This is a genomic window from Stenotrophomonas sp. 80084_Sma, assembly GCF_056481995.1.
Genome location: NZ_CM151177.1, coordinates 1,303,975 through 1,325,925 on the forward strand (window position 1 = coordinate 1,303,975; position 21,951 = coordinate 1,325,925).

Genomic DNA, 21,951 nt, shown 5'->3' on the forward strand with positions numbered 1-21,951 from the left:
GAAAGCAAGACCGGCCAGGCCGAGTTGCCGGCCAGCGGCTGGCATAACATTCAAGGCGACGGCTGGCAGGCCGCGCCCATCGCAGGCATCGAAACAATGAAACTGGTAGACGAAGCAGAAATCGAAGTGTTCGCCGGCAACGGCGGCAACGGCTGCATTGGCTTCCGTCGCGAGAAGTTCATTCCGCTCGGCGGCCCGGACGGCGGCGACGGCGGTGCGGGCGGCAGCGTGTACATCCGCGCCGACGAAAACCTGAACACCCTGGTCGACTTCCGCCATGACCGCATCTTCAAGGCGCAGCGTGGCGAGAACGGCATGGGCCGCCAGGCCTATGGCAAGGGCGGCGAAGACCTGACCATCACCGTGCCGGTCGGCACCGTGGTGATCAACGTCGCCACCGATGAAATCATCGGCGACCTGACCCAGCATGGTGATCGCCTGCTGGTGGCGCAGGGCGGTCGTGGTGGCCTCGGCAACATGCACTTCAAGAGCTCGACCAACCGCTCGCCGCGCCAGGCGCTGCCGGGCGAGCCGGGCGAAGAGCGCACGCTGAAGCTGGAGCTGAAGCTGCTGGCCGACGTCGGCCTGCTGGGCTTCCCCAACGCTGGCAAGAGCACCCTGATCCGTGCCGTTTCGGCGGCGACGCCGAAGGTGGCCGATTACCCGTTCACCACGCTGTACCCGAACCTGGGTGTGGTGAAGGTGGAGAACTACCGCAGCTTCGTGATTGCCGACATTCCCGGCCTGATCGAAGGCGCTGCCGACGGTGCCGGCCTGGGTGCGCAGTTCCTGCGCCACCTGCAGCGCACCCGCCTGCTGCTGCACCTGGTGGACATCTCGCCGATGGAGGGCGGGGTGGAAGGCATTTCCCCGGTCGAGCAGGTGCGCGCGATCGAGCGCGAACTGGAAAAGCATGATCCGGAGCTGCTGCAGAAGCCGCGCTGGCTGGTGCTGAACAAGGCCGACCTGATGTTCGAAGACGAAGCGAAGGCTGCGGCCGAACAGATCGTTGCCGAGCTGGGCTGGAAGGAGCCGTGGTTCCTGGTCTCCGCGCTGGGCCGCGAAGGTACTTTCCCGATCATGAGCCGGATCATGGCCTTCTTCGATCGCCAGAAGGAAGACGAGCTGGAAGCCCGCAACGCGCAGTAATGCTGTTGTGGTTCCATGCGAAAAACCCGGCTTCGGCCGGGTTTTTCATTTTCCATTAGTGCCGGCCGCGGGCCGGCATTCCTCGGGGTTGCCGGCCAGCGGCCGGCACTACCGGATCGCGTGGATCGCAGGCAACAAAAAACCCGGCCGGGGCCGGGTTCTTTTCTGCTGCCCGACCCCCGAAGGGGCAGGGCGGCAACGCCGGATCAGGCGGCCTTGAGGGCCTTGATGCGGTCGTTCAGGCGGCTCTTGTGGCGAGCAGCCTTGTTCTTGTGGATCAGGCCACGCGCGCTGAAGCGATCCAGGATCGGCTGGGCAACGGCGAAGGCGGCTTCGGCGCCGGCGGCATCGTTGGCGTCCAGCGCCTTGATCACTTTCTTGACAGCGGTGCGCAGCATCGAGCGCTGAGCCACGTTGCGCGCGTTGCGCACGACGGTCTGCTTGGCGCGCTTCTTGGCGGACTTGATATTGGCCACGGTGGTGGTTTCCTGAAAAAATCGGTGTTATGGGAACAGCAAGCTAGCTAGTATGATGGCCCGAGAAATGCACGTCAAGTCGATTGTCAAGAGGGACGCTGAGTGAGTTCACCGAAGATGTTGCGAGGCCTGCTGTCGTTCAGCAGCATGACCATGGTCTCGCGGGTGCTCGGACTTGTCCGTGACCAGGTGATCACCACCACGTTCGGCACCAATGCGGTTACCGATGCGTTCTGGGTTGCCTTCAGGGTACCCAATTTCCTGCGCCGGTTGTTCGCCGAAGGCTCTTTCGCCACCGCTTTCGTGCCGGTGTTCACGGAAGTGAAGGAAACCCGCAGCCATGCCGAGCTGCGTGAACTGATGGCCCGCACCGCCGGCACCCTGGGTGGGGTGCTGATGCTGGTTACCGCGCTGGCGCTGATCTTCGCGCCGCAGCTGGCGGTCGCATTCTCGAGTGGTGCTGATACCGACCCGGTCAAGCAGACCCTGCTGGTCGACCTGTTCCGCCTGACCTTCCCGTTCCTGTTGTTCGTCTCGTTGACCGCGCTGGCCGGTGGCGCGCTGAACAGCTTCCAGCGTTTCGCGATGCCGGCGCTGACCCCGGTCATCCTCAACCTGTGCATGATCGCCGGTGCGCTATGGCTGGCGCCGCAGCTGGGCGGCACCCCGGAAAAACAGATCCTGGCGCTGGGCTGGGCGGTACTCGCCGCCGGCATCCTGCAGCTGCTGTTCCAGCTGCCCTCGCTGAAGGGCATCAACCTGCTGACCCTGCCGCGCTGGGGCTGGCGCCATCCGGGCGTGCGCAAGGTGCTGACGCTGATGGTGCCGACCCTGTTCGGTTCGTCGGTGGCGCAGATCAACCTGCTGCTGGATACCCTCATCGCGGCCAAGCTGACCGACGGCTCGCAGTCGTGGCTGTCGCTGGCCGATCGCTTCCTGGAGCTGCCGCTGGGTGTGTTCGGCGTGGCGCTGGGCACGGTGATCCTGCCGGCGCTGGCCCGCCATCACGTCAGCACCGACCGCGAGGGTTTCTCGCGCTCGCTGGACTGGGGCCTGCGGATGACCCTGCTGATCTCGGTGCCGGCCATGCTGGGCCTGCTGCTGCTGGCCGAGCCGCTGATCGCCACTCTGTTCCAGTACCGCCAGTTCACCGCCTTCGATACCCGCATGACCGCGCTGTCGGTGTACGGCCTGAGTTTCGGCCTGCCGGCGTTCGCCCTGCTGAAGGTGGTGCTGCCGGCGTTCTATGCGCGCCAGGACACCAAGACCCCGGTGCGCGCCGGTGTGGCCGCGCTGGTGGCCAACATGGTGTTCAACTTCGCCCTGCTGGCCGTGCTGTACCAGGTCATGGTGCCGGACGAGCTGAAGGCGCAGGGCGTGATGGCGGCCATCGGCAAGCAGCCGGGCCTGCACCTGGCGCTGGGCATCGCCAGCGCACTGTCCAGTTACCTGAACCTGGGCCTGCTCTGGTACTGGCTGGGCAAGACCGATGTCTACCAGCGCCGGCCGGGCTGGGGCGGCTATCTGGTGCGGCTGCTGCTGGCCTGTGCGGCCATGGTCGGCGTGCTGTTGGCCCTGCTGCATTGGGTTCCCGACTTCACCGTCATGGACAAATGGCACCGTATCGGTGGCCTGATGCTGCTGGTCGGCGGCGGTGGCGCGACCTATGCGGTGGCCATGCTGGCGATGGGCTTCCGCCCGCGCGACCTGCGTGGGCATTGATCGCGGCCCGTGGCGGCTATACTTCAGGGTTACACCATTGAAGCAGCGGCCCCGGTCGGGCCGGAACGAGAGTTGATGAGCAGGCTGTTCAGAAGCGTCGAGGGCGGGGAGCTGTTCCCCAACGGAAGCGTGGTCTGTATCGGTGCATTCGACGGCCTCCACCTGGGCCATCGTGCGCTGGTCCGCCACGCGGTTGCCCGCGCGCGCGCCTTGGGCGTGGCCGCGGTGGCCGTGGCGTTCGAGCCGCTGCCGCGTGAATTCTTCGCCCAGGGCACGCCGCCGCCGCGGCTGACCCTGGCGCGCAGCAAGGTCGAGATCCTGCGCGAGCTGGGTGTCGATGCGATCGGCCTGCTGCGTTTCGACGCGGCGATGGCGGCGATGCCGGCCGAGACCTTCGTGCGCCAGTTGCTGGTCAATCGCCTGAGTGCGCGTGAGGTCTGGATCGGGCCGGAGTTCTGCTTCGGCAACCGCCGCCGCGGCGACCTGGCCCTGCTGCAGCAGCTCGGCGCCGAGCTCGGCTTCAGCGCCGGCGAGATCGAAGCGGTCGATCTGCACGGCGAGCGCATCTCCAGCACCCGCATCCGCCAGCTGCTGCAGGACGGCGATTTCGCCCGTGCCGGCGATCTGCTCGGCCGTCCCTACGCGATCAGCGGGCGGGTGGTGCGTGGGCGCCAGCTCGGCCGCACGCTGGGCTTCCCCACCGCCAACCTGCGTTTCCCGAAGACCCCGGCGCTGTCGGGCATCTACGCGACCTGGGTGCACGGCGTGTTCGACCAGCCGTGGCCGTCGGTGTCCAGCTTCGGCACGCGGCCGACGGTGGACGGCGTGGAGCCGCTGCTGGAAGCGCACCTGTTTGATTTCCAGGGCGACCTGTACGGGCGCCACATCGACGTAGAGTTCGTCTCCAAGTTGCGCGACGAAGAGAAATTCAATGATCTGGCGGCACTGACCGACCAGATGCACCGCGATGCCGAACAGGCGCGCGCCATCCTTTCCGAACATAGATTGCGAGCCACTGCGTGAGCCAGGACTACAAGACCACCCTGAACCTGCCAGCCACCGAATTCCCGATGCGCGGCGACCTGCCCAAGCGCGAGCCGGGCATTCTGGCGCGGTGGGAAGAACAGGGGCTCTACCAGCAGCTGCGCGACAACGCCGCCGGCCGCCCGCTGTTCGTGCTGCACGACGGCCCGCCGTACGCCAACGGCCGCATCCATCTCGGCCACGCGGTCAACAAGATCCTGAAGGACATCATCGTCAAGTCGCGCTACCTGGCTGGCTTCGACGCGCCCTACGTGCCGGGCTGGGACTGCCACGGCCTGCCGATCGAGATCGCGGTCGAGAAGAAGTGGGGCAAGGTCGGCACCAAGCTCGACGCCGTCGAATTCCGCCAGAAGTGCCGCGAGTTCGCCGAAGAGCAGATCAACATCCAGCGCGTGGACTTCAAGCGCCTGGGCGTGACCGGTGACTGGGACAACCCGTACAAGACCCTGAGCTTCGACTTCGAAGCCAACGAAATCCGTGCGCTGGCCAAGGTCGTGGCCAACGGCCACCTGGTGCGTGGCGCCAAGCCGGTGTACTGGTGCTTCGACTGTGGCTCGGCGCTGGCCGAGGCCGAGATCGAATACCAGGAAAAGGAATCGCCGGCGATCGACGTGGCCTACGCCGCGCGCGATGCGCAGGCCATCGGCCAGGCGTTCGGCGTGAGCGTGCCGGCCGATGTGGAAGTGGCCGTGCCGATCTGGACCACCACCCCGTGGACGCTGCCGGCTTCGCTGGCGGTGTCGCTGGGCGCGGAGATCAACTACGTGCTGGCCGAAGGCCCGGCGCACAACGGCAAGCGCCGTTGGCTGGTGCTGGCCGCGGCCCTGGCCGAGCGCGCGCTGCAGCGCTATGGCGTCGAAAACGTGGTGCTGCACGGTGAAACCACCGGTGCCGCGCTGGAGAACCAGCTGCTGGCGCACCCGTTCTACCCGGAGCGCGAGATCCTGGTGCTCAACGGCGAGCACGTCTCCGACGAGGACGGTACCGGTGCGGTGCACACCGCCCCCGGCCACGGCCAGGAAGACTTCGTGGTCAGCCAGAAGTACGGCCTGCTGGACAAGTACAACGCCGGCCAGGTGACCCCGATCGACGGCCGTGGCGTGTACCTGGAATCGACCCCGCCGGCCGGTGACGTGGTGCTGGCTGGCCAGCACCTGTGGAAGGCGCAGGAGGCCATCGTCGGCGTGCTGCGCGACAACGGTTCGCTGCTGGCCTTCCACCCGATCCGCCACAGCTACCCGCACTGCTGGCGCCACAAGACGCCGGTGGTGTTCCGCGCCACCCCGCAGTGGTTCATCTCGATGGACAAGGCCAACCTGCGCAACGATGCGCTGGCCGCCATCGACACCGTCGGCTGGTTCCCGACCTGGGGCAAGGCGCGCATCCAGAGCATGGTCGACGGTCGCCCGGACTGGACCATCTCGCGCCAGCGCACCTGGGGCGTGCCGATCGCACTGTTCACCCACCGCCAGACCGGCGAGATCCATCCGCGCTCGGTGGAGCTGATGCAGCAGGTGGCCGACCGCGTCGAAGCCGAGGGCATCGACGTGTGGTACTCGCTGGATGCCGCCGAACTGCTGGGCGCCGAAGCGGCCGACTACGAGAAGGTCACCGACATCCTCGACGTCTGGTTCGATTCGGGCGTGACCCATGAAGGCGTGCTCGCCGCGCGTGGCTTCGGCAAGCCGGCCGACCTGTACCTGGAAGGTTCGGACCAGCACCGCGGCTGGTTCCAGTCCTCGCTGCTGACCGGCGTGGCGATCGACAAGCGCGCGCCGTACAAGCAGTGCCTGACCCACGGCTTCACCGTGGACGAGCACGGCCGCAAGATGTCCAAGTCGCTGGGCAACGGCATCGAGCCGCAGGACATCATGAACAAGCTGGGCGCGGACATCCTGCGCCTGTGGATCGCCTCGGCCGACTACAGCAACGAGATGTCGCTGTCGCAGGAGATCCTCAAGCGCAACGCCGACGCCTACCGTCGCCTGCGCAACACCGCACGCTTCCTGCTCGGCAACCTGGACGGTTTCGATCCGGCCCAGCACCTGCAGCCGCTCGACCAGATGGTCGAGCTGGACCGCTGGATCGTGCATCGCGCGTGGGAGTTGCAGGAGAAGATCAAGGCGGCCTACGACGGCTACAACATGGCCGAGATCGTGCAGCTGCTGCTGAACTTCTGCAGCGTGGACCTGGGCTCGCTGTACCTGGACGTGACCAAGGACCGCCTGTACACGATGCCGACCGATTCGCACGGTCGCCGTTCGGCACAGAGCGCGATGTACCACATCGCCGAAGCGTTCACCCGCTGGGTGGCGCCGATCCTGACCTTCACCGCTGACGAGCTGTGGGGCTATCTGCCGGGCGAGCATGCCGGCCATGTGCTGTTCACCACCTGGTACGACGGCCTGGCGCCGCTGCCGGCCGATGCCCAGCTCAACGCCGCCGACTTCGACCAGCTGCTGGCCGTGCGCGAGCAGGTGGCCAAGGTGCTCGAGCCGATGCGTGCCAACGGCGCGATCGGTGCCGCGCTGGAAGCGGAAATCACCATCGCCGCCAGCGAAGAGCAGGCCGCGAAGTGGCAGCCGCTGGCCGATGAACTGCGTTTCCTGTTCATCAGTGGCGACGTGCAGGTGCGCCCGGCGACCACCGACGAGGTGTTCGTCAGCGCCCAGCCGACCACCAAGGCCAAGTGCGTGCGCTGCTGGCACCACCGCGCCGACGTCGGCAGCAACGCCGACCACCCGGAACTGTGCGGCCGCTGCGTGAGCAACATCACCGGCGCCGGTGAAGTGCGGAGCTGGTTCTGATGGCCGCGCCCCGTCCGCATCCGAACGCCCTGGTCTGGCTGCTGCTGTCGGCCGCCATCATCGGCTTGGACCAGTGGTCCAAGGCCTGGGTGTTGTCGAGCCTGCCGGAGTTCCAGCCGGTGGTGGTTATCGACGGCTTCTGGAACTGGTACCGCACCTACAACACCGGTGCCGCGTTCAGTTTCCTGAGCGACGCTGGTGGCTGGCAGAAACACTTCTTCACCGTGTTGGCGATCGTCATCAGCGGCCTGATGGCCTGGTGGCTGCGTAGCACTGCCCGCGGCAACTGGAAGGCCGCGGTGCCGTACGCGCTGATCATCGGCGGCGCCATCGGCAACGTGATCGACCGCCAGGTGCATGGCCATGTGGTCGACTTCATCCAGTGGTACGTGGGCAGCTACACCTGGCCCTCGTTCAACATCGCCGACTCGGCCATCGTGGTGGGTGCCATCGGCATCGCCCTGTTTGGCCTGTTCGACGGCAAGTCCGCCAAAAAGGCGGATAATGCCAACCCGAAACCGTAAGCCGGCCGCTGCCGGGAGACTGAACTGATGGATGTGCTGCTCGCCAACCCGCGTGGATTCTGTGCCGGCGTCGATCGTGCGATCGAGATCGTCAAGCGCGCGATCGAAACGCTGGGCGCGCCCATCTATGTCCGCCATGAAGTGGTGCACAACCGCTTCGTGGTCGACGACCTGAAGCAGCGCGGTGCGATCTTCGTCGAGGAACTCGATGAAGTGCCGGACAACAACACGGTCATTTTCAGCGCGCATGGCGTGTCCCAGGCCGTGCGCCAGGAGGCCGAGCGTCGTGGCCTGAAGGTGTTCGACGCCACCTGTCCGCTGGTGACCAAGGTCCACTTCGAAGTCGCCCGCCACTGCCGTGCCGGCCGTGACGTGGTGCTGATCGGCCACGCCGGTCACCCGGAAGTGGAGGGCACCATGGGCCAGTGGAACCGCGAAGCCGGCACCGGCCAGATCTATCTGGTCGAGGATGTCGAGCAGGTTGCCACGCTGCACATCAACCAGCCGGAAAACTTCGCCTATACCACCCAGACCACGCTGTCGGTGGACGATACGCGCGGCATCATCGATGCATTGCGCGAGCGTTTCCCGGCAATGCAGGGCCCGAAGAACGACGACATCTGCTACGCCACGCAGAACCGCCAGGACGCCGTGCGCGATCTGGCCAAGCGCTGCGACCTGGTGCTGGTGGTCGGCTCGCCGAACAGTTCCAATTCCAACCGCTTGAGCGAGCTGGCCCGTCGTGAGGGCGTGGAGTCGTACCTGATCGACGGTGCGCACGAGATCGACCCGGCGTGGGTGGTGGGCAAGCAGCACATCGGCGTGACCGCAGGTGCCTCGGCGCCGCAGGTGCTGGTTGATGGCGTGCTGGCGCGTCTGGCCGAGCTGGGCGCCAGCGGCGTGGGCGAGCTGGACGGTGAGCCGGAATCGATGGTGTTCGCGCTGCCGAAGGAACTGCGCCTGCGCCTGGTCGACTGACCGCGAAGCGCCTCATCCACGCATGGCGTGGATCTACTGAAACTGCTCTGGTGGGTGCAAACCAGCACAAGGTGGGTGCGAACCTTGGTTCGCACGCTTCTGGGCATGCACAGATGGGCGCGCGCCCATGACCTTTGGCCATGGGGCCGGGCACTGCACAGGCCTAGCATCGGAAAATTCTCCGTTGTTGGAACCTGCCCGATGAAGACCCGTGCCCTGGTGATGTCCGTGCTGTTCGCGCTGGCCGCCACGCCTGCGCTGGCGCAGACCTCGCCGCCGGCGAACGCGGCGGCCCCCGGCCTGCTGCGCATCGATGTGGACGCGCGCGATCTGGCCCGGCGCATCTTCAAGGTGACCGCCACGGTGCCTGCCAAGCCCGGCCCGGTCACCCTGCTGTACCCGCAGTGGATTCCCGGCAACCATTCGCCCACCGGCCCGATCGACAAGCTGGCCGGCCTGCGCGTGACGGCCAACGGCAAGCCGCTGGCCTGGCAGCGCGACCAGTTCAACGTCTATGCGTTCAAGGTGAACGTGCCTGAGGGCGTGAGCGAGATCGTCGCCCACTTCGATTTCCTGTCCTCGCAGGGCGGCAGCCAGGGCCGGGTGGTGATGACCCCGGAAATGCTCAACCTGCAGTGGAACGCCAACTCGCTGTACCCGGCCGGGGTGGATGCACGCAACCTGCAGGCGCAGGCCAGCGTGACCCTGCCCAAGGGCTGGTCGTTCGCCACTGCCCTGGAAACCGCGCGACGCGACGGTGACACCGTGGTGTTCAAGCCGATCTCGTATGACCATCTGGTCGATTCGCCGTTGTTCGCCGGCGAGCACTACCAGCGCATCGATCTCGACCCGGGTGCGAAGGTGCCGGTGCACCTCAATGTGTTCGCCGACGAGGCCAAGTCGTTGAAGCCGAGCGAGGCACAGATCACGATGCACCGCGCGCTGGTGCAGCAGGCCGACAAACTCTATGGCGCGCGCCACTACAACCACTATGAATTCCTACTGGCGTTGACCGACCGCCTTGGCGGCATCGGCCTGGAGCATCACCGCTCCAGCGAGAACAGTGCCGATCCAGGCTACTTCACAGAGTGGGACAGCAACGCGTGGATGCGCGACCTGCTGCCACATGAGTACACCCATTCGTGGAACGGGAAGTACCGTCGCGGCGCCGATCTGGCCACCGCCAACTTCAACGTGCCGATGGGCGACAGCCTGCTGTGGGTGTACGAGGGCCAGACCCAGTTCTGGGGCCAGGTGCTGGCGGCGCGGTCGGGCCTGTGGTCGACCACACAGGCGCGCGACATGCTGGCCAACGTGGCCGCGACCTATGACCGTGGTCGCCCGGGCCTGGCCTGGCGGCCGCTGCAGGACACCACCAACGACCCGACCATCGCCCAGCGCCGCACGTTGCCTTACCGCAACTACCAGATGAGCGAGGACTACTACTCCGGCGGCCAGATGCTGTGGCTGGAAGTGGAGGGCAAGCTGCGCGAACTGAGCGGCAATCGCCGCAGCCTGGACGACTTCGCACGTGCGTTCTTCGGCGTCGGCAACGGCGACTGGGACGTCAATCCCTACACCTTCGACGACGTGGTCGCGACCTTGAACGGCATCGCGCCGTACGACTGGGCGACGTTCCTGCGCGGTCGCCTGGATGGCCACGGTTCGTTGACCGGTGGCCTGGAACTGGCGGGCTGGAAGCTGGTCTACCGCGATACTCCGAACGACGCCTACAAGGCGCAGGAAAAGCGCGCCAAGGCAGCGTTGCTGGCGTACTCACTGGGTGCGACCGTGCTCGACAACGGCACGGTCGGTGACGTGATCTGGGACAGTCCGGCGTTCAACGCCGGTCTTGCACCGGGCATGAAGGTGATCGCGGTTGGCGGCCGTGAATACAGCAGCCAGCGCTTGAAGGATGCAGTCGCCGCCGCAGCAAAGGACAAGGCGCCGATCGTGTTGCTGGTGAAGCAGTTCGACCGCATCGAAACGATGAGCATCGTCTACCACGGTGGCCTGCAGTACCCGGTGCTGGAGCGCATCACCGGCAAGCCTGACCGCCTGGCGGATCTGTGGAAGGCACGATGAAGCCGCGCGCCCGCGATGGCGTGATCCTGTTGATGGCGATCCTCGCCATCATCGGCGCGTTCCTGGACGGCGATGGGCGCTGGCTGCATTGGCTGGCCAAGCCGGTCACCACGCTGCTGATCGCTGCCATCGTCTGGGGCGTGCATGATCCGGTGCAGCCGTTCTACCGCCGCGCGGTGCTGGCCGGCATGCTGCTCTCGTGCATGGGCGACATCGCACTGATGTTGCCGGTGGACGCGTTCGTGCCGGGGCTGGTCGCGTTCCTGTTGGCGCACCTCTGCTACATCATCGCCTGCCGCGGAGGCCTGCGTGCCGGGCGTGGGCTGGTCGGCGCCAGCGTCCTGCTCGGTGCGTTTGCCGTGCTCAACGTGCTGGGCCTGTGGCCACACCTGCCCGCACCGATGCGTATTCCGGTGCTGGCGTACGTGGTGGTGCTGGCATCGATGGCGGTGCTGGCCCTGGCACGGCAGTGGCGCCGCCCGCAGCCTGACGCCATGGAGGCCGCCAGTGCCCGTTGGGCCGCTGCCGGTGCCGTGCTGTTCGTCGCCAGCGATTCCCTGTTGGCCTGGGACCGCTTCGCCGGTGGCCTGCCGCTGGCCAGCCTGCTGGTGCTGTCCACGTACTACGCCGCGCAGTACGCCATCGCGCGCTCGGTGAAATAGAAAAAGGGGACGGAGGGGATTAAGTCGCAAACCGCACCAAGGCACATACGACTTAATCCCCTCCGTCCCCTTTTTTGTGTGGCCTACCGGCGGCTCACGCCGCGCAGGGCGCCCTGCGCATCGAACTGCAGGCGCACGGATTCGCGGTCACCGGCGACTTCGTCCGGCAGCCATACCAGCTTGCCGGCTTTGCGCACGATCACGTAGACGTGGCCGACTTCAGATGCGGGGTTCTGCAGCGCATTGCGCTGTTCCTGCAGCGCCTGCGCCACGCGCGGCACAGCCTCGAAATCGATGCTGGCCAGGGATGTGCTGCTGCGCTGCAGGCTGATGGTCGGCGCAAACTGCTGCGGGTTCACCGGATTGCCCTTGCGCCATTGGCCACGTTCAAAGTGATAGCTGTCGACGTGGCCCGGCTGTTGCGGATCGACCAGATCGAGGTTGATGCGGCCATCGTCGTAGAAGTGGATGCTGTGGAAGACCGTCAGCCGCTGGCCGGCCAGCGCTGGCATCTGCTCCAGTGCCTGACGGGCAGCCAGCAGGTAGTCCGCATCGAACAGACGGTTGTTGCGCTCGGGCGCTCCAGCGGTGCCCGCGGCGGGGAAGGGCGCTGGGGACGGCACAAGCGATGCGGATTGCTCGCGCGGCGACTGGGACGAGACGGAGGCAGGCAACCGGTCCGGCTGTACCGAATGCCCCAGCGTTTCGCTGATGGTCTGCAGGGCGCCTCCGGCAACGGCCACGCCCGCCAGAACCAGCAGCAGTACCAGGAACACGGTGCGGGTTGAGGGCGGCTGTTTCATACTCCCTCCAGGCGCACGTTGCTGCGGTCATCCGGGTCGTACAGCAGCGTCACATGCTCGCGCGGGATGTTGGCCAGTTCAATCAGCGGGATGAAGCGGCGCACGCGGGCCTGCTGCATGTTGCCTTCGCGATCGATGTATTCCAGCTGGAACTCCACCTGTGGCTGTTCGTTGAGGTAGGTGCCGGTCTGACGCACCTTCAACACCCTGGCCTCCACGCCGATGCCGCGATACTTCAGTGCATCGCCGCGGGCATCGGCGTGCAGCAGGCGGCCGAGCAGGCGCAGGCCCAGCGCATAGCCACACAGCACCAGCGGGCACACCAGCAGCGGGTGACCGAACGACAGGAAGGTCCAGCCCAGCCCCTCGCTCTGCAGCTGGTAGGCCCACACATAGGCAGCGGCAACGATGGCGATGCCGAGTGCTGCACCGATGCCGCGCCGCCACAGGCTGGCGACATTCAGTTCGGGCTGGGCACCGTCCAGCACGATGTTGGGGAATGCCCCGGGTGTCCGCCCCAGGCGTGCATCAATGTGCCTGCCGGCCTCGAAGCGATGCAGCTGGGGTTTGCTGTCGACCACCAGCATCTGTTCGCGGACCGGCGTACCGGACAGGTTCTTGAAGGACAACTGCAGTTTCCATTGCGCGAACCCACGCACCTGCACGCCGGTCTGTTCGGCCTGTTCGATCAGCGCACTGCGCGGTTCACCGTCGGCCAGGATCGACTGCACCCGGTGCAGTGCGCGTGGCGGCCCCAGCAACAGGTAGTGCAGGAAGGCGAACAGCAGCGTCAGCCACAGGACCATCGACAGTGCGAGCAGCAACAGTGCCAGCCACGGTGCGCTGCGGTCGACCAGCGCCACCGGCCACGAAGTGCCGAAATAGAGAATGCAGGGAAAAGGCAACGCGAAGAACAGCAGGAACGCGCCCCAGAACCAGAGATAGGCTTTCATGGGGGAAGTGGACCGCGGTGGAACAGGGCGCGTAGATTACTACGCTTCAGCGGAACTGCAGGGTAAGCAGGTAGTAGCGGCCGAGCGGATCGTCCAGCCCGGGCATCTGCCCGCCGTTGCCGACCAGATAGTTCACCGGTTGCGTGTCCAGCACGTTGTGCACGTCCAGCGCTGCAACGATGCGCGGCCCCAGCCGGCGTGCGAGGTGCAGGTTCCAGCGCAGCTGCCGTGGGTTCATGCAGTGGTTCCGGCCGACCTGCTTCTGCGGGCACTCCGCCCCCGGCAGCCAGGCACGCGTGCGCCCGATCTGGTTGCCGCGCAGCGCGATGTCCCAGTTGCTGTTCTGCCATTGCACGTTCAACACCGCAGCCAGCTCGGGTGTCACATGGCCACGCAGGTCCACGGCGGCCTCATGGTCACGGCGGCGAAGCAGTTCCTGCTGCTTCAGCGCATCGAGCGAAAACAACCATTGGCCGTTGCTGCCGCTGTCGATGCGGTACTCGCCACGCAGCACCCAGTTGCGGGAGGTGGTGCGGCCGATGTTGTCGAACGACAGGCGCAGGCTGCCCAGGTGGCCGTCTTCATCCAGTTCCCACGTGCTGCGGTTCCACACCGCATCGCTCGGCTGCAGGGCGAGGATCTCGTTGCGCAGTTCCACGATGTTGTGGGTCAGCGACAGCGAGAACGTGTCGTCGGGCGTCCACGTGGCTGCCAGCGAATGGCTGCGTGATCGTTCGGCCTTCAGTGCATCGTTCTCAACCACGTTGGCCGTGACGCTGCAGCCGCCACCACGCGTGGCGATCGCACATTCCGGAAGGGCACTGGACACCGGAAGCGTGATCGAGCCGAAGTAGCCGGGCGGCCGCCGTTGCTCGAACAGGCTCGGTGCACGATAGCCGCGCCCGCTGGCCAGCAGGAACGACCAGTGCGGCGTAGGGCTCCAGCGCAGCCCGGCACGAGGCGAGAACGCCATGAAGCCGCCGTCGCGGTCCCAGCGTGCAGCCAGGTCCGCGCGCAGCGTGGGGGCCAGCGGCAGGCCCAGCTCGGCGTAGACGCCACTGCTTTGTCGCGACAGGCGGCGTCGCTGCTGTGGCAGGCCCAGCGCAAGGTCGCCCTGGCTCAGCAGTGCGTCCGGGCGCGAGGTCCAGCGTTCATGGCGCAGGTCGATGCCGGTGGCCAGCTGCGCATTGCCGCCGGGCATTGCCATCAGCTCACGCTGCACGCCCCACCAGCCCTGCCATTGTGCGGTGCTGCCGCGGTTGCGGATGGACGGAAACAGCGTGTCCGCCTCGGCCGCCGGCGGCGCGTCGAAACCGGGAGTGAACCTGCGCGCCTGCGTTGCTTCAAGCAGGCGTGTCGTGCGCACGGTGCCTGCAGTGGACAAGGTCACGTCGCTGCGCTGCGCGCTGATGCCCGCCTCCCAGCTGCGCCGGCCCTGGTCGCGGCCGATGCCGAAGGTAAGGTCGGCATCGGTGGCGCGGACGCTGGGGCGCACGTTGCCGGCCTCACGCAGCACACTGTTGAAGGTGATTCCGCGCGAGACCACCGCAACGGCGGTCGGGCCCAGATCGAAGCGCTGGCGGTTGTGACTGGCCCGCGCCTCGACATAGGCATAGCGTCCCTCACCACGTTCATGCCGGTAGTGCAGGAAGGCCGACGCGGTATCCGAGGCGGGCTGCAGCGACCGCGGCCGCGCGCTGTCAAACCAGCAGCCATCCTCGCGCCGCTTCAGGGGCGGCTCGCAGCGCCGGGCGGGCACGTACCAGTTGCCGAAGATCGCGCCGATCGGATACAGCGAGGTTTCCGCGTGCCAGTCACGCTGGTCACCGGCGACATGTTCGACACGGTGCAGATCGAGTCCGGCAAACCAGCGGTCCCCGTTGCCACGCGCGCCGCCCGTGGCGGCCTGCAGGCGGTACTGGCCCGCATCGCCGCGGCTGCTCAGGCCGGTCTGCAGCATGGCTTCGGGCCCATCGGCCTGGTCACGCAGGATGATGTTGACCACGCCGGACATGGCGTCGGCCCCATAGATGGCCGAGGCACCACCGCGTACCAGTTCGATGCGGTCGACGAAGCTCAGCGGAATGCCGCCGAGGTCGGTGAGCCCACCCTGTTCCAGCGACACCATCGGATAGCGCGGCAGGCGCCGGCCGTTGACCAGGAACAGCGTCGCCCGCGGGCCCATGCCGTCGAGGCTGGTGGTGGCCGCTGCGCCCACCGGCAGGTACTGCGAATCGCCGCCGCGCGAGGTGCTCATGGCCGGATGGCCGTTCATGCCGGGCAGGTGCCGCAGCAGGTCGAACAGATTGCCGTAGCCGCTGCGCAGGATATCGTCGCGATCGATGGTGGTGACCGGCAGTGTGGTCTGCACCGAAGAGCGCGGCAGCCGGCTGCCGGTGACATGGATGGGCGCCAGTTCCACCTGGTGTGGCGTGTCGGCGGACTTGGGAGCCGGGCGCGGCAGGCGCGGGGCTGCGACCGCTTTCGGCGGCGTGGCAGGGGGCTCGGGATGGACGCGCCGCACGACAAAGGCACCGGATGAAGTGCGCAGGATGTTCACCGGCAGGCCGGCGACCAGCTGCTTCAGGGAGGCGCCGGTATCGCGTTGGCCACGGCTGCCGCCGGTGCGCAGATCATCCAGTTCACGTGCGTCGAACAGCAGGGCGGTGCCACTCTGCCGGGCCCATTGCTGCAGTGCCGGCACCAGTGGGCCGGCGCCCACGTCGATCTCCAGCGTGCCGGCGGGCTCGCCGGCATCGGCCATCGGTAGTGCGGCAACACCCAGTGCAAGGCATAGCAGGACGCGGAGCAGCCCCCACTGCAGCGCACCCGGACCTGCCTTCACTGCCGGTCTCCTCAGTAGGTGCGGCGCAGTTCCAGCGCGCCATCCGGACGCGTCTGGCCAGCCACGGACCAACCCAGTTCCAGCGCCGACAGCAGCTCCTGTGCATCACCGGCGCGGAAGGTGCCGCTTACAGCCAGGTCGGTGATCTCCGGATCGACGATCACCAGTGGCGTGCGGCCATAACGGTTCATGCGCTCGACCACGATCGACAGTGGCGTGGCATCGAACACCAGTTGCCCACGCAGCCAGCCTTCAGCGGCTGCGTTGGACGAGAGGGCAGGGCCCGGCTGGATACGGCCGGAGGGCAATACCTGCAGCTGTTGGCCGGGTGCCAGCGTGTGCTGCGCTGCGCCGTTGCTGACTTCCACGGCACCTTCCAGCAGTGCGACCTCGACCAGGCCGTCGCGCAGGCGTTCCACCTGGAAGGTCGTGCCGATGTCGCGGATCGTACTGCCGCCGGCGTGCAGCTGTAGCGCCTTGTTCGACGGAGCGACCTGCAGTTGCAGCCGACCCCGCTCCAGCACCAGATCACGATGACGCCAGCCGAAGCGGGCGCGGAGGGTGGTGCCGGCATCCAGCATGGCGACGCTGCCATCGGCCAGCGTCTGCTGCTGTGCCTGGTGCGAATCATTGGCGTAGACCTGTGGCGTCGGGTTGCCGTCGACGGCAACCATCCAGCCGATGCCGATCGCCATGCAGACACCGGCGGCAGCGGCCACGCCCGGCAACCAGCGCCGGCGCGGCGGACGCGCCGCCCGTGCCGCGGCGGTGCGCAGCCAGGGGTCAGCCGCAAGCTCCGCACCCTGCTGGAACAGGGTTTCGGCCTGCACCCAGGCTTTGACGTGGGCCGGATCTTCGGCCAGCCAGTCCTCGAACGTTTCGCGTTCGGCCGATGTGCAGTCCGGGGCTTCCAGGCGGGCTACCCAGGCGCTGGCGCGTTCAAACAGCTGTGCATCATCCCTGTGCGGGGTGCCACTCATTGGCCGTCCCTGTCGTTGTGCAGCGGATCCGATCCCAACTCCTGACGCAGGCCCTGCAGGGCCCGGGCGATATGTTTTTCCACGGTCTTGGCAGTAATTCCACAATGCCGCGCGATCTGCGTGTAGCTCATGCCGGTGATGCGGTTGAGCAGATAGACCTCGCGTGCGCGTTCGGGCAGCTTGAACAGGGCCTGCCGCAGCAGGGACAGCATCTGCCCTGACTCGGCCTGGCGCAATGGATCGGGCGAGGAACTGGACGGTTCGTCGCTGCCATCGTGTTCGGCCAGCGGCAGATGCGGCCGCGACTGCGGCGAGCGGCCGCGGTCTGCCAGGCGGTTGCGGGCGATACGATACAGCAGCAGGCGCAGTTCGTCCGGGCCCTGTGCGCGATAGCGGATCAGCCGCTCCATGCAGTCCTGCGCGATATCCTCCGCATCCTCAGGCCCGACCCCCCGCGTGCGCAGGAACGCGCACAGCGGTGCGCGCTCTTCGCGTACGAACGCGATGAAGGCATCCGCAGGTGCGGGCGGCTCCGGCGCGCGATGGATCAGGGGAGACGGGGTGGACAGGGCTGGCCTCGACTGTCGGTGGCGAATGCGTCATCGAGTTTTACGCGACGATGACCGGATGGGGAAGAGTGTGTATCGATCGAATCCTCATTGTGAATGTATTCATTTTTCAGGATCCGTTCCACTGGGGGAGATCGCCCCGCTGCGGCGTTGATCGTTCTACCCGCGTGTTGCGGGTGGAGAGAGAACGCATGAAGTATTCGAAGTTGAGCCTGGCCCTGGCCGGGCTGATGGGCGTTGCCGCCATATCCGTGGTGGATGACGTCATGGCAATGAGTTATCACGTGCAGGACGATCGCGTCTTCCTCAGCGGCGGCGTCACCGTCGCCGATGTGGTGGCGCTGCCCGCACTGCTGGCCAAGGCGCAGGCTGAAGGCCGTCCGATCCGCGAAGTCGTGCTGCGAACGTCTAACGGTGGCGCGCTGATTGCCGGCGAGTGGCTGCAGGCGGTGATCCGTACCCAGGGCCTGGACACCATCGTGTCCGGCCACTGCATTTCGTCCTGCTCGATCATGCAGTCCGGTGGCGTCAACCGTTACCTCGGCGGCGATCTGCCGATGGTCGACTCGGTGCAGATCCATGCCGCCAGCAGTGGTGGCAGGATCACCTATGCGCCGTCGCCGCGCATGACCCAGATCTACACAGGCAACTACGGCGGTGGCATGGATGCGGGCCTGTTGCACAAGGCCATGTATGAAGTGGTGCAGCCCAATGGCCTCCTGGTATTCCGCGACCCGGCGCGTACCACGGGTACGTCGGTTACCTTCGATCCGGATGGCAGTGGGAGCAAGCTGGAGTCATTCCCGGGCCAGGACATCCGCAGCAACAGCATCATCAACACGGCGGGCTATCGCGATCCGGGCGACACCCTTCGTGTCACCAGCAACGTCAGCGGCGACATCAACCCGGGCTACCTTCGTACCGCGCGCCAGCTGCAGGCCTTTGTCGACGACGATTTCGCGCGCTGGAACACCGACTGGGCCAGCACCTACATCAACTATGCGGTGAGCCTGTACAACTTCTCCACGCGGGGGGCGAACGGTATCGGCGCGCAGTCGTTGCAGCAGCTGCTCGCCGACCCCGACCTCCAGGATGAACTGCGCGGCCAGCTGCGGCTGGCCGATCTGGATGCCTCGACCCTGGCCAACTCCGCCGGCGTGATCCGTGTCAGCAATGGCGCCACCTGGCGCACCGCTGAAACCACCGGCGCCGATTTCATTCTGGTGGACAACGGCACCATCGCACTGGAGGGTGGTGCGCTGCGCACCCCCGAGCTGCGGGTGATGCCGGGCAGCATCGTGGTCGGCCACGGTGATATCGCATCGGTCGGCACCGACAGCGATGCGCTGCTGGATGGCACCGGCCCGTCCTACCGCAAAGATGGCTTCAACCGCCTGCGCGTGTTCGGCACGCTGATGCCGCGCGGTGGGGATCTGGTGACCCACGGCTATGTCAACATCATGCCCGGCGGCCAGGTGCTGTTTGATGTTACCGAAGCCGGTGGTACCGGCAGTGGCCGCCTGCGCGTCGGCAGCTTCTACGACGGCGGCACCGAGGAGGGCGCGCTGGTGATCGCGCAGGGCGCACACCTTGCGTTGAATGTGGCCCAGGGCTTCTATGCCGGTGCCTACCGCCGCGATCTGGTGGAAGGGCCGATCTACCAGGGGGGCTTCCAGGATGTCGTGCGGCTGGGGGACGCCGGATACAGTGCCAGCATCACTGCCGGTGAAGTGTTCCGCCCGCGCCACAATTCACTGCTCAGCTTCAACGTCAACCAGACCGCCGACGGCCTGTGGCTGACCGCCAACCCCGGCTTTGACCAGCTGGGCCTGTTTGCCAACGGTACGTCCGGCGACGGCCTGGGCCGCGCGCTGGCGACCGCCTCCGATCGCCAGGACAAGGGACTGAGATCGCTGCTGGGCGCACTGCAGTTCGCCGACCGCGATGTAATCGCACAACAGGCCGGTGCTCTGCGCGGTGATGCGCACGCCAGCCTGCGACTGGCCGACACCGCGCTGGTGGGCAGCATCGGCAACGTCGTGCAGCAGCACCAGTCGGCCATGCGCAGCGGCGGTGATGCCGATGGCCTGGCCTCTCAGGTGGCGCAGTCGGTCTCCTCCCAGCCGGGCATGCGCCATGGCAGCCTGTTCAACCAGCTGGCGATGCACCTGGTCGAGCCGGCGTCGGGCAGCGTTGCGGGCAGGGCTGATGCTGGACGCAGCCATGGCATCTGGGCGCGTGGTTTCGCCAGCCATGGCCGCCTCGATGCCGACGGTGGCGTGGCCGGCCTGAGCCACACCATCGGTGGCATCGTGGTCGGTGCCGATACCCGCGTGGCCGATGACCGCGTGACCCTGGGCGTCAGCGTGGCCGCGGCAGACATGTCGACCAAGGCCAGCGATGGCTCTGGTTTCACTGGTGACGTGCGTGCGCTGGACGTGGGCGGCTACCTCGATGCGACGTACGCGCGCGGCTATCTGTCGGCGGCCGTGCGCTACACCGATCTGCGCCACGATACGCGTCGCAGCATCAACGGCATCGATGGCCTGCAGCAGCCGCTGCGCGCCAAGTACAGCAACGATGCGATCTCCGCACGGGTGGAACATGCGTTCTCCTTCACGACCGGCAAGGGCCTGGTGATCCAGCCGTTGCTGCCGGTGGTGGACTACGCGCGCACCTCGGCCACCCGCTTCAACGAAGGGCAGGGCGCCGGTGCGCTGGTTGGCCGCAGCGGCAGCCTGGAGAGCATCCGCGTGGGTGCGGGCCTGCAGCTGTTCAAGACCTTCGAAGGCAACAACGGCGAGCGCATCACCCCGCGCGCCCGGGTGGTCTGGCAGAAGGAACTGGGCGATTCGCAGGCCCGCTACAGCACCGGCTTCGCCGCGGCACCGGATCTGGTGTTCGGCGCCAGCAGCCAGGCGGTGGGCGAGCAGGTGCTGGCCTGGAACCTGGGTGTGACCAGCCGTGCCAGCGAGCGGCTGTCGATCATGGCCGATTACGTGGGTGAGCGCCGCGACGGGCAGATCCAGAACGGCGTGATGCTGGGCCTGGGCTACAAGTTCTAAGTGACGCCCGGCACCGGCGATGACGGCATCGCCGGTGCCATCCCAACGCGGGTGCTGCTGCGGTATGGTCGGTCTGCCATTCCACCTAGGCCCGTCCATGCAGATCGCCGTCTTCAGTGCCCGTCCCTACGACCGTCGTTTCCTTGATGAGGCGAACCAGCGCGATGCGGCTGGGGACGGCTTTGCGTTCGTGTACTTCGATGTGGCGCTGGACGTGCACACGGCCGCGCTGGCGCAGGATTGCGCAGCCGTATGCGTGTTCGTCAACGACCGCCTGGATGCGCCGGTGCTGCACGCCCTGCATGCGTTGGGCGTGCGCGCCGTACTGCTGCGCTGCGCCGGCTTCAACAATGTGGACCTGGCAGCCGCGAAAGCGCTGGATCTGTTCGTCGCACGCGTACCGGCCTATTCCCCGGAGGCGGTGGCCGAGCATGCGTTGGCGCTGGTGATGACCCTCAACCGGCAGACCCATCGCGCCTACAACCGCGTGCGCGAGGGCAACTTCATGCTGGATGGCCTGCTCGGGCGCACCTTGCATGGGCGCACGGTCGGCATTGTGGGTACCGGCAAGATCGGGCTGGCCACCGCGCGCATCTTCAACGGCATGGGCTGCACCGTGCTGGGGCACGATCCTTATCCGTCACCCGCGTTCGGCGGTATCGGCGAAATGGTCGGGCTGGATGAACTGCTGGCGCGTGCCGACATCGTGTCGCTGCATTGCCCGCTGACGCCTGAGACTCATCACCTGATCAATGATGCATCACTGGCGCGGATGAAGCCGGGCGCGATGCTGGTCAATACGTCGCGCGGCGCACTGGTCGATACCCATGCGGTGATCCGCGCGCTGAAGTCGCGCCGGCTGGGTCATCTGGCCATCGACGTGTACGAGCAGGAAAGCGCGTTGTTCTTCCAGGACCTGTCCGGCGAGATCATCGACGACGAGGCCTTCCAGCGCCTGATGACCTTCCCGAATGTGCTGGTGACCGGCCACCAGGGCTTCTTCACCGTGGAGGCGCTGCAGGAGATCTCGGCGATCACGCTGGGGAACCTGCAGGATTTCGCGGCCGGGCGGGTGTGCGCCAACCGGGTAGAGGCGGCGTAGGTACGCTGCGAGCGTGGACCCCATCCAGCCTGCCAGAGATATTCACTTTGGGTGAACATCATATGATGCTGTCGCGAGGGGGCTTGTGCCCTCGGTGGTACACGGGGCGCAAGGGACGGCGCGGCTGTTTTCCGGCCGGAACATGACGCCAGCACACGCCGATGGCTTGCCGGACGTCTGGTGATTG

The 21,951-nt window shown here is 66.7% G+C and carries 16 protein-coding genes; 10 read left to right on the plus strand and 6 right to left on the minus strand.

Annotated elements, in window-relative coordinates; translation table 11 throughout:
• Nucleotides 1-96: 96 nt before the first annotated feature.
• Nucleotides 97-1,149: an Obg family GTPase CgtA gene (gene cgtA / locus ACZK3W_RS06055; protein WP_032127584.1), complete on the plus strand. Its 1,053-nt coding sequence runs from the start codon at nt 97-99 to the stop codon at nt 1,147-1,149.
• Nucleotides 1,150-1,355: 206 nt separating this feature from the next.
• On the opposite strand, the gene rpsT is transcribed toward cgtA, so the two are convergent.
• The gene (rpsT, locus tag ACZK3W_RS06060; protein WP_005408560.1) at nt 1,356-1,625 is read right to left on the minus strand and encodes a 30S ribosomal protein S20; all 270 of its coding nucleotides are present in this window, start codon (nt 1,623-1,625) and stop codon (nt 1,356-1,358) included.
• A gap of 117 nt (nt 1,626-1,742) precedes the next feature.
• Here rpsT and murJ point away from each other — a divergent pair, with 117 nt between their 5' ends.
• From murJ to ACZK3W_RS06095, 7 genes are all read left to right on the plus strand, one after another.
• On the plus strand, nt 1,743-3,347 hold the full coding sequence (gene murJ / locus ACZK3W_RS06065) for a murein biosynthesis integral membrane protein MurJ (protein WP_125895443.1): 1,605 nt from the start codon (nt 1,743-1,745) through the stop codon (nt 3,345-3,347).
• Between the two features lie 75 nt (nt 3,348-3,422).
• The gene (locus ACZK3W_RS06070) at nt 3,423-4,370 is read left to right on the plus strand and encodes a bifunctional riboflavin kinase/FAD synthetase (RefSeq protein WP_478450579.1); all 948 of its coding nucleotides are present in this window, start codon (nt 3,423-3,425) and stop codon (nt 4,368-4,370) included.
• Nucleotides 4,367-7,198, plus strand: coding sequence for an isoleucine--tRNA ligase (gene ileS / locus ACZK3W_RS06075; protein ID WP_478450580.1), 2,832 nt, complete (start codon nt 4,367-4,369; stop codon nt 7,196-7,198). The genes ACZK3W_RS06070 and ileS overlap by 4 nt, the downstream gene beginning before the upstream one ends.
• Nucleotides 7,198-7,722 (plus strand): signal peptidase II, encoded by a 525-nt coding sequence (gene lspA, locus ACZK3W_RS06080; protein WP_049424357.1) that lies wholly within the window; start codon nt 7,198-7,200, stop codon nt 7,720-7,722. The genes ileS and lspA overlap by 1 nt, the downstream gene beginning before the upstream one ends.
• Nucleotides 7,723-7,749: 27 nt before the next feature.
• Nucleotides 7,750-8,700, plus strand: coding sequence for a 4-hydroxy-3-methylbut-2-enyl diphosphate reductase (gene ispH, locus ACZK3W_RS06085; RefSeq protein WP_049428543.1), 951 nt, complete (start codon nt 7,750-7,752; stop codon nt 8,698-8,700).
• A gap of 201 nt (nt 8,701-8,901) precedes the next feature.
• Nucleotides 8,902-10,785, plus strand: a complete 1,884-nt coding sequence (locus tag ACZK3W_RS06090; protein ID WP_478450581.1) for a M61 family metallopeptidase — start codon at nt 8,902-8,904, stop codon at nt 10,783-10,785.
• On the plus strand, nt 10,782-11,447 hold the full coding sequence (locus ACZK3W_RS06095) for a lysoplasmalogenase (protein WP_478450582.1): 666 nt from the start codon (nt 10,782-10,784) through the stop codon (nt 11,445-11,447). Before ACZK3W_RS06090 ends, ACZK3W_RS06095 begins: the two co-directional genes overlap by 4 nt.
• An 83-nt stretch (nt 11,448-11,530) precedes the next feature.
• On the opposite strand, the gene ACZK3W_RS06100 is transcribed toward ACZK3W_RS06095, so the two are convergent.
• From ACZK3W_RS06100 to ACZK3W_RS06120, 5 genes are read right to left on the minus strand one after another with little or no spacing between them, the layout of a single operon-like run.
• Nucleotides 11,531-12,250, minus strand: coding sequence for a hypothetical protein (locus ACZK3W_RS06100; protein ID WP_125895435.1), 720 nt, complete (start codon nt 12,248-12,250; stop codon nt 11,531-11,533).
• A complete protein-coding gene (locus tag ACZK3W_RS06105) occupies nt 12,247-13,203 on the minus strand; it encodes a hypothetical protein (protein ID WP_180838543.1) in 957 nt (318 codons plus the stop codon). The genes ACZK3W_RS06100 and ACZK3W_RS06105 overlap by 4 nt, the downstream gene beginning before the upstream one ends.
• 46 nt (nt 13,204-13,249) lie before the next feature.
• A complete protein-coding gene (locus ACZK3W_RS06110) occupies nt 13,250-16,048 on the minus strand; it encodes a TonB-dependent receptor plug domain-containing protein (RefSeq protein WP_478450583.1) in 2,799 nt (932 codons plus the stop codon).
• 11 nt (nt 16,049-16,059) lie between these two features.
• Nucleotides 16,060-17,028, minus strand: a complete 969-nt coding sequence (locus ACZK3W_RS06115) for a FecR family protein (protein WP_032127573.1) — start codon at nt 17,026-17,028, stop codon at nt 16,060-16,062.
• The gene (locus ACZK3W_RS06120) at nt 17,025-17,504 is read right to left on the minus strand and encodes an RNA polymerase sigma factor (RefSeq protein ID WP_229301228.1); all 480 of its coding nucleotides are present in this window, start codon (nt 17,502-17,504) and stop codon (nt 17,025-17,027) included. The genes ACZK3W_RS06115 and ACZK3W_RS06120 overlap by 4 nt, the downstream gene beginning before the upstream one ends.
• 284 nt (nt 17,505-17,788) lie before the next feature.
• Here ACZK3W_RS06120 and ACZK3W_RS06125 point away from each other — a divergent pair, with 284 nt between their 5' ends.
• Entirely contained in the window at nt 17,789-20,662 is a 2,874-nt protein-coding gene (locus ACZK3W_RS06125) for an autotransporter domain-containing protein (protein WP_478450584.1), read from the plus strand.
• A gap of 97 nt (nt 20,663-20,759) precedes the next feature.
• Nucleotides 20,760-21,764, plus strand: coding sequence for a 2-hydroxyacid dehydrogenase (locus tag ACZK3W_RS06130; RefSeq protein ID WP_253143260.1), 1,005 nt, complete (start codon nt 20,760-20,762; stop codon nt 21,762-21,764).
• Nucleotides 21,765-21,951: the final 187 nt, after the last annotated feature.